Raw genomic sequence first — 13,146 nt, 5'->3', positions numbered from 1 at the left:
GTGGCGGCCATCAGTTTTTACATGCGCAGCTCGGCAGAGCATATCCCTGAACCCACCGCCGTAGTCAGCCGCGGCGATATCGAAAAAACCGTATTAGCGACCGGTATTTTGAAACCGTCGCTGCAGGTTAACGTCGGCGCACAGGTCAATGGTCAGCTGACCAAGCTGTATGTCAGTCAGGGGGACCGGGTGACCAAAGGTCAACTGCTGGCAGAGATTGATCCGACGCTGCAGGAAAATGAAGTTCGTAAATCGGAAGCACAGCTGCAAAGTGCGGTCGCGCAGAAACAGGCTTCAGAAGCGAGCTTGCTGCAGTATCAACTGGAGCTAAAACGTCAACGCCAGCTGGATCGCGATGGCGCCGGGGTGAAAAGCGATCTGGAAAAGGCGCAGGCGCAATACGCCACCCAGGTTGCCCAGGTGCGGATGAACGAAGCGCAAATCGTGCAAATGGAAATGGCGCTGGAGACGGCCAGGGCCAACCTGGGCTATACCCGCATTCTGGCGCCGATTGATGGTGAAGTGCTGGGTATTGTCACCAAAGAGGGGCAGACGATCGTATCGTCACAGAGCGCGCCAACGATTCTGGTGTTGGCGAATGCCGACACCATGACGGTGCATACCCGTATCTCAGAAACCGATATTTTGAAAGTACGTGTCGGACAACCGCTGTGGTTCTATGTCGTGGCCGATCCCAAACGCCGTTATGACAGCGTGATGGGCTCGGTGCAGGAGGCACCGAATGAAGCACTGCGGGAGGACAGTCCGGCCTCATCGTCCAGTCAGCAGCCGACGGCGGTGTACTACAACGGCGTATTTGCCATTGCCAACCTTGAGCGCCAGCTGCGTACGTCGATGACCGCGCAGGTGTTTATCATCACCGACCAGGAGAAAGATGCGTTGCGGATCCCGTTGGCGGCGCTCGGGCAGCCACAGGGAAAAGACCGTTATCAGGTACAGGTCCGGCGGGGCGCTACGCTTGAGCCGCGCACGATCGTCACCGGCATCAGCGACCGGCAGTTTATCGAGGTTAAAAGCGGGCTGAAAGAAGGGGAAAAAGTGGTGCTGACGCAGATTGCAGGAGGGCAATAATGGCCGCCGCTGAACCTATCATTGCGTTAAACGACATTTCACGCCGTTTCTCTTCAGGCACTGAAACCGTAGCGGTGCTGAAAAATATCTCGCTGACGATTAACGCGGGAGAAATGGTGGCTATCGTCGGCGCCTCGGGATCCGGTAAGTCGACCCTGATGAATATCATTGGCTGCCTGGATAAACCTTCGTCGGGCGAAATGCGCATTAAATCGCTGTCGACACGGTCAGCGAGTGGTGAGCAGTTGGCACAGCTGCGCAGCCAGTATGTCGGCTTTATTTTCCAGCGTTATCACCTGATGCCCTATCTGAATGCCGCGGAAAATGTGGCTATTCCCGCGCTGTATACCGCAATGCCGACGAATCAACGTCAGGAGCGGGCTGAGTACCTGTTGCAGCGGTTGGGATTGCCGCATCGTATGGCATACAAACCGGCCCAGCTTTCCGGTGGTCAGCAGCAGCGGGTCAGCGTTGCCCGGGCCCTGATGAACGGTGCCGAAATTATTTTGGCCGATGAGCCGACGGGAGCGTTGGACCGCGCCAGCGGTCAGGAACTGATGGGAATATTGCATTCGCTGCATCAGAGTGGCCATACCATCATCATCGTGACCCACGATCGCGACGTTGCCAGACAGGCGCAGCGCATTATTGAAATCAGCGACGGTGAAATTATTGACGACCGTTTGAATGATGGCGTCGCCCAGAGCGAGCAGCCTCAGGCTCTGCCTGTGGCGGCGGCCACCGGGCGCGCGCCCTTATGGCAAAGCGTACGCGAGGCCGTGCGTATGGCATGGCGTTCTTTGTTAGGCCATCGGGTGCGCGCTTTTTTATCGATGCTCGGCATTATTATCGGGATCTCATCGGTGGTATCCGCTATCGCCGTGGGAGAGGGCGCCCGACAGAGCATTCTGGAAAAGATCAGCCAATTGGGCACCAGTTCGTTAGAGATTCGTCCCGGCCTTGGCTGGGATAAGCCGCGTCCTGATTTCGAACGTTCGCTGACGATAGAGGACGTGGAGATGTTGGCAAAGCAGCCCTATATCGATGGTATTTCGCCGCTGATTAATAAATATATTCGCATTATTCGCGGCGGAAAGGAGGTGATGGTCTCGCTCTCCGGCATCAGCGGTGATTATTTTCATGTGCAGGGCGTGACGCTGGTCAGCGGCAATGCGTTAACCGAGCGTGATCTTGAAGAGCGCGAACCGGTGGTGGTCATCGATGCAGAGTTGGCAAAAACCCTGTTTCCGGATGGCGAACAACCGCTCGGCGCGATCGTACAAATCGGCGGGACGCCGTTTCGCGTGAGCGGCATCGCAACGAAAAAGGGCCCGTTTATGGGCGGACGACTCAATGCCTGGATGCCGTATACCTCGCTGCAGGTGCGTCTGGCGGGCGATGCGCCGTTGGAATCTATCTCACTGCGGGTGGCCGACGGTTATCCGTTGGCGCGTGCGCAAAAAGACGTGGAGCAGCAGTTGGAGGTGTTCCACGGCCGCCGCGACTTCTTTACCCAAAGCAATGACCAGATGACGCAGACCATTCAGCAGGCGTCTGATTCCATGCAGCTGTTGATCACCGCGATTGCCGGCATTTCTCTGCTGGTCGGCGGGGTTGGCGTAATGAATATCATGCTGGTGTCCGTTACCGAACGGACGCATGAAATCGGTATCCGCCTCTCGGTCGGCGCCCGTCCGGTGGACATTATGCGTCAGTTTTTAATTGAGGCGATGGTGATCTGCACGTTGGGGGGGATGGTCGGCATCGCCGGCGCGACGTTGGCGGGCGTTATTTTCTCCTGGTTTACCGATGAGTTCACGATGGTCTTCACCTGGCCGCCGATTGCGCTGGCCTGTGGATTTTCCGCGCTTATCGGGCTGGGATTTGGCTTTTTCCCCGCGCGTAATGCGGCGCGGCTTCACCCTACGGAGGCGCTGGCGCGCGAATGAGGCAGAAAATAATCGTGGTTCTGTTGAGCAGCTTGACGTTGTCCGGCTGTGGCGCGTTGGTAAAAAGCGAATATCAACAGCCAACGGTATCGGTTCCGGCGCAGTGGCGTACGGAGATTACCGGGCCGGCTTATTTGGCAAATAGCGAACATTGGTGGGATAGCTTCAACGATCCGCAGCTTTCGCAGCTGATAACCAACGTATTAAGTAGTAATAACGATCTGGCGCAAGCGGGCCTGCAGTTGCAGCAGGCACGCCTGGAAGCCGGGTTGAGCAAAACCAATCTGACGCCGGACGTGACGGTGAGCGGCGGCGCCAGCAACAGCCAAATGATGCGCGGCGGCAGTGCGAGTGAAGATTATCGCTCTTCACTGAACCTGAGCTATGAGCTGGATCTGTGGGGAAAACTGGCGCGTACGCGCGAGCAGGCCGGCTGGTTGGTGCAGGCTTCTGAACAGGATCGGCAAAACGTTGCGCTGACGCTGATTGGCAATACTGCTGACTATTATTGGCAGATTGCCAGGCTCAATCAGCAGCTTGAAGCGCAGCAAGCGATGATGACTAACGCACAGGAGACGCTCCGCCTGGTGCGCGCACGTCATGCCGCCGGCGCCGCCAGTCAAATTGAACTCCTGCAGGCGCGTCAATCGGTGAACGACAGGGAAAATCAACAGCGAAACCTGCAGCAGCAGCGCGAAGCGGCGCGCAATGCTCTGGCTATTTTATTCAATAACTCGCCAGACGTGCGTCAGCCGGAGCTGCGTGGGCTGGATATCAGCCAGGAGGTACCGATCGCCACGAGCGTGCCGCTGGCGGTAATCGGCCGCAGGCCGGATGTACAGGGGGCAGAGAGGCGCTTGCGTGCCGCGCTGGCCGGCTCTGATGTAGCGCGGCTCAATTTTTATCCGTCGCTGTCGTTGACGGCTTCGCTGAGCGCCGGCAGCGCCATATTTCAGCAGTGGTTTAGTCAGCCGATCAGAACGCTGGGCAGCAGCGTCGCGTTGCCTTTCGTGCAGTGGAACACGATGAGGTTAACGGTAGAAAAAGCCCAACTTGATGTGCAGCAGCAGATCATTACGTTTCGTAGTGCGGTATATAACGCGCTTTCTGACGTGGATAACGCGATGGCGCAACGGTTGAGTTATCAGCAACAGAGGCAGCGCCTGCTGGAAAACTTACGGCTCAGCCAACAGCGGCTGACGTTGGCTGAGAGCCAATACCGCGCTGGTGCGGTGTCGTTCCAAACATTGATCGATGCTCAGGATGCCCGCCTGAGCAGTGAAAACAGCCTGGCGGAAATGCAATACAACTACCTGAATGCCACGATGAAATTATGGCTGGCATTAGGGGGCGCAATGGGTAAGGACGTAACGACAAAGGGAAATGCTGATGAATAACATGTCTTCGCCACGCCGGGTAGTGGTTACCGGCTACGGGGCGGTTACGCCGCTGGGAGAGAATGCGCAGCAGAGCTGGGCGGCAATAATGGATTACCGGTTAGGCTATCAATATCACGATCGGTCCGCTGCGGGGATTCAGTCGCGCTTCTTTGGACTGGTTGCGTCAGAACCTGATTTGAAGTCGGTACCGGCGGCGATTCGCCGCCGCTTGCCGCGCTTTGCGCGTTTGGCGCTTGGGGCGGCTAAAGAAGCCGTCGAGATGGCCTTCCAGGGCGCTGCGCCCGTCGATTCTTACGACCCGCTGGAGTGCGGCGCGATTATCGGCAGCGGCTGGGCCGGGCAGGATGAAAGTTACGACAATTTTGATATGTATCAGCGCAGCGGCTTGGGATCGCCATTTGCCTGTTTCCTTTCCATGCCGAACGTCGCGACTGCCGCCTGCAGTTTGCTGTGGGGGCTGCGCGGCTATCAGAATACGCCAATCGCCGCCTGTGCCACCGGTACTATTGCAATCGGTGATGCGTTTGAGGCGATTCGCCACGGGCGAGCATCCATGATGTTGGCAGGAGCGGGCGAATCGCTGCGCTCCGATCCGGCTGTGTGGGATATTGACGTATTGCGCGCTTTGGCGCGAGAACAACAGGATGCCGCCAAAGCCTGCTGCCCATTTAGTCTGGACCGCAACGGGTTTGTGCTGTCGGAAGGGGCGGCGGTGCTGTGCCTGGAAGAGCGTGATGCCGCACTGGCGCGTGGCGCCGTTATCCTCGGCGAGATAAAGGGTTACGGCAACTATTCCGATGCGTTTGATTTCACCGCGCCGGCCGACGATAAGGTCGCCAGGGTTAAAACTATCCAGCGGGCGTTGGTGCAGGCCGGTATTGGCGTGCATGACGTGGATTACATCAATGCGCACGGGACGTCGACGCCGCTGAACGATCTTAATGAGACCGAGGCAATTAAACTGGCCTTTGGCAAGGCGGCATATACCACGCCGCTATCGAGTACCAAGTCTTATTCCGGCCACCTTATCGCCGCCGCCGGTAGTTTTGAATCCATTATTTGCTTACAGGCGATGCAACATCAGCTGATGCCAGCGACCTGTAACCTGAAAAGTCCCGATCCGGCCTGCGATCTGGATTACATCAGCGAAGGCCACCGGGCGGCGAAATTGCGCCACACGCTAAACCTGAGTTTTGGCTTTGGCGGCGCCAATGCCGCACTGGTGATCGGCAGAGGTAACGATGCGGTTTAACTATACGCGTAGCGATGCGGAGCAATGGGCGGCATTTTCCGGAGACTACAACCCGATACATTTTGACCTGCAATGGGCGCGTAAGATTGGCAGTGAGCGGCTGACGGTGCACGGCATGCGCGCCATGCTGGATATGAAGCAGGCTCTAAGCGAGGCGTTGCGGCCTGCATCGCCGGATGCGCATTTTTTCCGCTTTAGCGCCCGACTGCGACAGCCGGTACGCTGCGAACTTGATTATCGCCTGGACGTCGCCACCACGGAGCATCAGGCAAGCGGCAGACTGTTGGATGAGTGCAACGATGAGTGCTGTTTCAGCGCCAAATTGCTCCCTTCTGCGGCGTTTGACATCACTGACGCACCTCTTGTTCAGCGGCTGGAACGGCAGGAAGTTGAGATGCTTCGGCGGCGCTTTCCAGGAACTCCGGAGGCAGCGCTGTTGCAGTGGAGCTTTTTGGATGCGCTGTTGTTCCAACGCATCGTGTCGTCGACGGAGATCTTGTCGGCCATCAAAGAGCGATTGCCGACAATGCAGGCGCAGACGCTGATTGATGTTTTTGCCCAACTGTCGGTAGTACAGACACATCATGACGTGCATTTTCACGCCAGTTTGTTTATGCCCGGATCACTGGGCTGCGTTGAGAGCGTTTTGCACTACGCCATTTTGCCGCCGCTTATTGTCGGTGATGGCGACAGCGGATTGGTGGTGCAGATAGAAGTACAGTGCTGGACGCCGCAAGGCCCTCTGCTGGCAACTGCGGTAACGTTAAAAACGGCGAGTTATACGCAACGGTAAGATTGCATAAAAACATTGATAAATAAGGATTTAATCATGGAAAGATATCAACAAGTTTATGACACCCTGTGCGAGATGATTTGTGATGCCAAAGATCTGGATTCATCTCAGCTTTCCCCTGATATGCCGCTGCACCAGCTGAAGCTGGATAGCCTGGACTATGTCGAGATGATGGTGTTGGCGAAAAGGGAGTTTGGCGCTACGTTGAACGCGGAAATGTTTATTGAGCATCCCAATATGACGCTGGGCGAGCTGTGTCATGCTCTGGCCGAACAGAAAAAGTAAGCCGATGGATAACTGGGTGTTAGTGACCGGCGGAAGCCGGGGTATCGGCCGTGCGCTGGTGGAGGAACTGGCACAGCGCTGGAATATTGTTTTTACCTGGCGCAGCGGCGAGCTGGCCAGTAACGAGGTGGTTGCCGCCTGCACCGGCTTACCCGGTTGGGTGGTTGGTTATCAGTGTGACGGCAGTAAGCAAGACGATGTTGACCGCCTGGCGCCTGAATTGCTGGCCCGTTATGGTGCCCCCCATGCGGTTATTCATAATGCCGGCGTTACGTTAGACGGATTGCATATTCAGCAACATGGGGATACTTGGCGTCAGGTAATGGAAACCAATCTTAATGCGGTTTTCTACTGGAATAAGCATCTGTTGCCGGCAATGATATCGCAAGGGGAAGGCGCGCTGTTGCTGATGTCTTCGGTCAGTGCGATTAAAGGTAATGTAGGACAAACGGCCTACGGTGCCAGTAAGGCGGCAATGGTGGGGTTGGGGCGTTCCTTGGCTCAGGAACTGGGGCGCTTTGGCATTCGTGTCAATTGTCTGCTGCCGGGGATTATCGACAGCGATATGACGCGTAATATGCCGCCGGAAGCGTTAAAGGGGCTACGTAAACAAGTTCCGCTGCGGCGGCTGGGGACAGCACAGGAAGTCGCGAGCGTGACGGCGTTTATGATTGGTGAAGAGAGCCGTTATATGACGGGACAGGCGTTGGTGCTTGATGGAGGGCTAACCGCCTGACTGACGCGTTATCAGTATGACAACGACAGCTCAAAAGGAACAAGCTTGGCTTGTTCCTTTTTTTTATCCGAATTGGCTCGAATAGATACTATTGATGATACTAGTGCTTATTTTGATAAATATATCTGTGGCATATTTAACCCTCGCTGTGGGATAAATAATTATAGTGAATGTCATATGGTGTTTATTCATGTTTTTTTACCGATCGTTCAGAATTTTCTCTGTTATTAGCGTAGGAAGGCTATTTTTTATCGCCATTTTTTCTCTGACCTTATAGGAAAATCCGGGGAGCCGTTTTTATTGATATTGGTTTTTTACGGGGTTCATATTTTCTCTATTTTATGTCGACTTTAAAATTCTCCATCTTTCGTTCGTTATGGGGAATATCAATCCTTTGATCCCGGTAGAAATATCCGCGTTAACAGGTCAATAATCACCCACCTCCAGGGGAGAGATGTATGCGGCTGTTCCCTGAAAACAAATCCGCTATACTCGTCACAGGATTGAGGATCTATCCTTTTAGATGGAGTAACGGCTCCAAACATCAGTTGTGGACATAAAGAGGGAATTAATAAATCCACATTTCCTTTGTGAGAAACAATGAGGCACTATGAAAAACCGCAAACACCTAACCCCATCCGAAGTGGAGAAATTGCTTGAGGCAACACTGAGAGGTAAGAATCCAGAGCGAGATTACTGCTTGATTTGGATGTGTTTTATTCATGGGTGCCGCGTCAGTGAGATCAACAGTTGGCGGTTGTCAGACATCGATCTGGAAGGGGGGAATATTTATATTCATCGCTTAAAAAATGGTTTTTCAACCATTCATCCAGTATACGTGCGTGAAAGAAAATGTTTGCAGCGTTGGTTGGCGAAGAGGAAAACCTACCGTGGGGCAGACAGCGAATGGTTATTTCTTTCCAACCGTGGCTCCCGACTGTCTCGCCAGCGGATTTACTGGCTGATTAGAAATTATAGCCAGGCCGCAAATTTGGAAGTGAACGCACATCCTCATATGCTACGCCATGGCTGTGGATATGCATTAGCCGATCGTGGAATTGATACGCGCTTGATTCAGGATTATCTTGGCCATAGAAATATTCAGAACACCGTATTATATACGGCAAGTAACGCCGGGAGGTTTAAAGAAGTATGGTAACTAGCTAGTTACTAAATATTACTAATGAGTCATTTTGAACTAAATTGCAACATACTCTAAATTCGCCCCCAAATAATGTCAACACTCGTAATGACAGAATTGCATTTCCTGTGAAAAATCCTTTTTAAACATCGTGTTGTCTGCGATTTTTCCGTCGCCCATCACCTTGGGTGGGAAGGGAGTATTCTCGTAAAAATATAGAGAAAAATCCCAGCAAGATTTCCCACGCTTAACTCACTAGTTTAAAGTAACAAAGATTTGTTGTTTTTTAGTTTTATATTCTGAGATGTTCGTTTTTATTGTTGTGATTTAGTTTTATAAACTAAATGAGTCATTTTAGTTCAAAATGAATCGTTTGGTTGGAAAAGTTAACACTGCCCAAACTTACGGCTGAGGTGGCTTCCGCGGTTCACGAACTAAATATCAAGGAATGGCGTAACGTTACGCCAGGAATATTCAAATGCATTTCAATGCATTATTTCTAAAGGAAAGGAAGTATGAAAAAGAATCTGCTCGCTGTTGCTGTGTTGGCCGCATCTGCGTTTTCCACCGCGGCTCTGGCTGCTGATGGTCAGGTTAACTTCACCGGCTCCATTACCGATGTAGCTTGTGAAATTGACGCGAACTCCAAGAATCAGACCGTTAATATGGGCAAGATTGCCACGACCGCGTTTGCTGGCGCAGGCTCCACTGACAAAGTCACCGCAGGTGACAGACGCTTTAGCCTGATTCTGAAAAACTGCCCAGCTTCTGTAACGGCGGCGACCGTACGCTTCGGCGGTAAAATGGTTCCGGGTGCTGACGGCGTACTGGCGCTGACCGATATGCCGGATATGGCTGAAGGCGTTGGCGTTCAGATCACTGACGAACACAATAACGTGATCAACCTGGGCCTGGATTCTGCAGTATTCCCTCTGGTTAGCACCGCTGACAACAAACTGAACTTTATGGCGAGCTACTACGCGCTGGCGAGCACGGTAACTCCTGGTTCTGCTAACGCTGTAGCACAGTTCACCATTGTCTATCAGTAAGGTTCTAACCGCCTGAGTTTGTTCAGGCGGCGTAAATCCAGCCAGGGTAGTTCAGGCTGCCCTGGTTGTTTTCTTCACGGTTTAACCAGGCAGGCAATACGAATGAAAGTTTGGCAGAGAGCGCTGGTCGCAGCGTTATTGATGACAATGGGTGCTCAGGCTCAGGCCGGTGTGATCATCGGTGGGACGCGCGTGGTATACGACGGTGGGAAAAAAGAATCTTCCCTGAGCATCAGTAATCCGGACAAGGTGCCGTATCTGGTTCAGTCCTGGATTGATGCTGGCGAAGACAACGCCGTTAAGGCACCGTTCGTTATTACTCCACCTTTATTCCGTCTGGACGATGGACAAAATAACATCCTGCGCATTGTGCGGGCTGGTGGTGCGTTGCCGGAAGATAAAGAGTCATTATATTGGGTCAATATTAAATCGATCCCTTCCGCACCGAAACAGGATAATACGCTGCAAATTGCGGTGAAAACACGTATCAAACTGATTTACCGGCCGAGAGGCCTGGAAGGAACGCTGAATGACGCCGCGCAGAAGGTGACATGGCAGCGTAATGGCAATGCCCTGCAGGTTTCCAATCCCTCGCCTTATTACCTTACTTTTTTTGACGTTAAGGTCAATGGCGTAGCAGTAAAAGACGCCACGATGGTTGCTCCGCGTTCTAGCGCGCGTTTCACCTTGCCGTCAGGTAATTCCGGCGGTGCATTGACTTGGAAAATTATTAATGACTTTGGTGGGGCCAGTAAAGCGTTCACGGCCAATTTATAAGGCACTTTGACCGTCTTTACATAAATATCCTTGGGCACAGGCAGTGCCGGGGAAGGACGCGACTGCCGGCGAGTCGGCATCGCTGAAAAATGGAGTTATAAGGATGAATAACCCGAAGCGTAGCAGCCCTCGAGGGTTCAGACAAACCCCGCTGGCTTGGTTGATCTCTTGCCAAGTAGCGATAGTGATGGGCTTTTCCGGCTTGGCGCAAGCACGTGACTACTTTAACCCTGCGCTATTGGAAATTGATAATCCTGACCAACGAGGTGTCGACCTTTCGGTGTTCGAAATGGGGGATACTCAGGCACCAGGAAAATATCGCGTAGATGTCTATGTTAACCGTGAAATGGTAGAGACCCGCGATATTGATTTCTTTCTGAGTCGAGACAGCCGCGGTCAGAATAGTTTGCAGCCATGCCTGGACAGTGAGCTGTTGGAAACCTTGGGGGTGCGTGTCGATGCTATTCCCGCCATAAAAACGGCTGGAAAATGCGTTAATATCGCGCAGGTGATTCCCCAGGCTTCATCTACGTTCCGTTTCGGCCAGCAGCGCCTGGAATTAAGTATTCCTCAGGCGGCCCTTAAGACGCAGGCTCGTGGTTACGTTTCACCCCAAAAATGGCATTCCGGCATACCGGCATTGCTCGCCAACTATAGTTTCAGCGGCGCTAACGATAAGGCGCGACGCGGTGATAGTCATAACAGCGACAGCTACTATCTGAATTTGCGCTCCGGGCTCAATCTAGGCGCTTGGCGTCTGCGTAATTACTCCACGTGGAATCGCGACAGCACCGGGGGGAGCCAGTGGCGTTCCATTAATACCTACCTACAGCGCGATATTATTGCGTTAAAAAGCCGTTTAACCCTCGGCGATAGCAGTTCGGCTAGCGATATCTTCGATAGCGTACCGTTCCGTGGTGCCCAGTTAGAGTCTGATGACGACATGCTGCCAGACAGCATGAAAGGCTATGCGCCAGTGGTGCGCGGCATTGCTAAAAGCAACGCGCAGATCACCATCCGGCAAAGCGGCTACGTGATTTATCAAAGCTATGTGCCGCCAGGACCATTTGAAATCAATGACCTCTATCCGACTTCGGGTAGTGGTGACCTGAAAGTCACGATCAAAGAAGCCGATGGCAGTGAACAGAATTTAACGGTGCCGTTTGCCTCGGTGCCGGTGCTGCAGCGTGAAGGGCGTTTCAAATACAGCATCGCCAGCGGTCAGTTCCGTTCTTATCTCGATAACGTAGATAAGCGGCCGTTCACCCAGATGGCAGGTATCTATGGTCTGCCGTGGGGGGCAACAATTTACGGTGGTATGCAAGCGGCCAGTAAATATCAGGCGTTAGCATTGGGTTGGGGGCAAAACCTGGGCTTGCTGGGGGCTCTTTCTGCCGATGTTACACAGGCTTGGACCAAGCCGGAACTACAACCAAAAGAGCATGGTCAGTCTTGGCGTCTGCGCTACGGCAAGAGCTTTGCTGAAACGGGCACCAGCTTCAGTTTGGCAAGTTACCGTTATTCGACCAGAGGTTTCTACACGATGCAGGAAACGTTGGAAACCTATACCAACGGAGCGTCGATCCGCTTCCCGCTGCATAAGAAGAGCCGCTCTGAGCTCACCATGAACCAGAACCTGTGGGAAGGTGCCGGGGCGCTGTCATTGAGTCTGATGAACGAAGAGTTCTGGAACGATAATCGCCGCAGCCAATCTGCCAGCATGGGTTATAACAACAGTTGGTCGGGTGTCAGTTACGGGTTGTATTACACCTACATAAAGAATGGTTACAACAGCGACGGTAATCGCACCAACAATGAAGACCATGTCGTAGCCTTTAACGTCAGCGTGCCGCTCAGCCGTTGGTTACCAAGTAGTAATGCGACCTATAGCGTTAACAGTAGTCGTAACGGTAAAACTTCGAACCGGATCGGGTTACATGGTTCGGCGCTGGAGGACAGAAACTTGAGCTATAGCTTGAGCCAGGGCTATACCAGCCAGGGGCAGGGTGCCAGCGGTAACGTCAACGTTGACTATCGTGGCGGGTTAGGTCAGATGAACGTGGGTTACGGCTATGACCGTGATACTCAGCGCCTGAGCTATGGCCTGCAGGGCGGTATCTTGCTGCATGAAAATGGTCTGACGCTGTCTCAGCCGCTGGGTGACACCATTGCGTTGGTCAAAGCACCAGGTGCGAAGGGTGTCCGTATACAAAACCAAACCGGTGTGACCACCGATTGGCGAGGTTACGCCGTGGTGCCTTATCAGTCGCCTTACCGCCGCAACAATATCAATCTGGATACCACAACGTTGCCGGACGATGTCGATATGACATTAACCAGCCAGTCGGTGGTGCCGACACGTGGTGCAGTCGTGCGTGCTGAGTTCAAAGCCAACGTGGGTCAGCGTGTGTTGATGACTCTATTACGTCAAGGTGGTGCTGCGGTGCCATTTGGTGCAACCGTCACCGATCTGCTTAATCCGGATAACAGCGCGGCTATCGTCGGCGATGGGGGCCAGGTGTACCTGTCTGGTCTGGCGGATAGCGGCAAGTTGAATGTGAAGTGGGGGAATGGGACTTCGCAGCAGTGTCTGGTGACCTATAGCTTGGGGGCTCAAGTGCAGAGCTCTACTATCCGTACGGTTAATGCTCAGTGTTTATAAGGTTATGGCT

11 protein-coding genes are annotated in these 13,146 nt (G+C 53.3%); all 11 read left to right on the top strand.

Going from position 1 to position 13,146, the window contains the following annotated elements:
- Positions 1 to 21 precede the first annotated feature (21 nt).
- The 11 genes from CLM71_RS19010 to CLM71_RS18960 all read left to right on the top strand — a co-directional run bounded on the left by CLM71_RS19010 (position 22) and on the right by CLM71_RS18960 (position 13,136).
- Positions 22 to 1,092: an efflux RND transporter periplasmic adaptor subunit gene (locus tag CLM71_RS19010; protein ID WP_370447010.1), complete on the top strand. Its 1,071-nt coding sequence runs from the start codon at positions 22 to 24 to the stop codon at positions 1,090 to 1,092.
- A complete protein-coding gene (locus CLM71_RS19005) occupies positions 1,092 to 3,041 on the top strand; it encodes an ABC transporter permease (protein WP_105232375.1) in 1,950 nt (649 codons plus the stop codon). Before CLM71_RS19010 ends, CLM71_RS19005 begins: the two co-directional genes overlap by 1 nt.
- The gene (locus CLM71_RS19000; protein WP_105232374.1) at positions 3,038 to 4,438 is read left to right on the top strand and encodes an efflux transporter outer membrane subunit; all 1,401 of its coding nucleotides are present in this window, start codon (positions 3,038 to 3,040) and stop codon (positions 4,436 to 4,438) included. The genes CLM71_RS19005 and CLM71_RS19000 overlap by 4 nt, the downstream gene beginning before the upstream one ends.
- Positions 4,431 to 5,693 (top strand): beta-ketoacyl synthase, encoded by a 1,263-nt coding sequence (locus CLM71_RS18995; RefSeq protein ID WP_105233503.1) that lies wholly within the window; start codon positions 4,431 to 4,433, stop codon positions 5,691 to 5,693. Before CLM71_RS19000 ends, CLM71_RS18995 begins: the two co-directional genes overlap by 8 nt.
- Positions 5,683 to 6,486, top strand: coding sequence for a MaoC/PaaZ C-terminal domain-containing protein (locus CLM71_RS18990; protein ID WP_105232373.1), 804 nt, complete (start codon positions 5,683 to 5,685; stop codon positions 6,484 to 6,486). The genes CLM71_RS18995 and CLM71_RS18990 overlap by 11 nt, the downstream gene beginning before the upstream one ends.
- 36 nt (positions 6,487 to 6,522) lie before the next feature.
- Positions 6,523 to 6,771: an acyl carrier protein gene (locus tag CLM71_RS18985; protein WP_105232372.1), complete on the top strand. Its 249-nt coding sequence runs from the start codon at positions 6,523 to 6,525 to the stop codon at positions 6,769 to 6,771.
- 4 nt (positions 6,772 to 6,775) lie between these two features.
- A complete protein-coding gene (locus CLM71_RS18980) occupies positions 6,776 to 7,507 on the top strand; it encodes an SDR family NAD(P)-dependent oxidoreductase (protein ID WP_172606257.1) in 732 nt (243 codons plus the stop codon).
- Positions 7,508 to 8,117: 610 nt separating this feature from the next.
- The gene (locus CLM71_RS18975) at positions 8,118 to 8,666 is read left to right on the top strand and encodes a tyrosine-type DNA invertase (RefSeq protein ID WP_105232371.1); all 549 of its coding nucleotides are present in this window, start codon (positions 8,118 to 8,120) and stop codon (positions 8,664 to 8,666) included.
- 497 nt (positions 8,667 to 9,163) lie between these two features.
- A complete protein-coding gene (locus CLM71_RS18970) occupies positions 9,164 to 9,697 on the top strand; it encodes a fimbrial protein (protein ID WP_105232370.1) in 534 nt (177 codons plus the stop codon).
- A gap of 102 nt (positions 9,698 to 9,799) precedes the next feature.
- Complete coding sequence (locus CLM71_RS18965) at positions 9,800 to 10,474, top strand: molecular chaperone (RefSeq protein ID WP_105232369.1); 675 nt, start codon at positions 9,800 to 9,802, stop codon at positions 10,472 to 10,474.
- Positions 10,475 to 10,577: 103 nt separating this feature from the next.
- Entirely contained in the window at positions 10,578 to 13,136 is a 2,559-nt protein-coding gene (locus tag CLM71_RS18960) for a fimbria/pilus outer membrane usher protein (protein ID WP_105232368.1), read from the top strand.
- The last annotated feature ends 10 nt before the right edge of the window (positions 13,137 to 13,146 follow it).

The sequence above is a fragment of the Serratia sp. MYb239 genome (assembly GCF_002966855.1).
GTDB lineage: Bacteria > Pseudomonadota > Gammaproteobacteria > Enterobacterales > Enterobacteriaceae > Serratia_B > Serratia_B rhizosphaerae.
The sequence above is the reverse complement of the archived record's forward strand: the minus strand, read 5'-3'. Positions and strand labels throughout refer to the sequence as shown.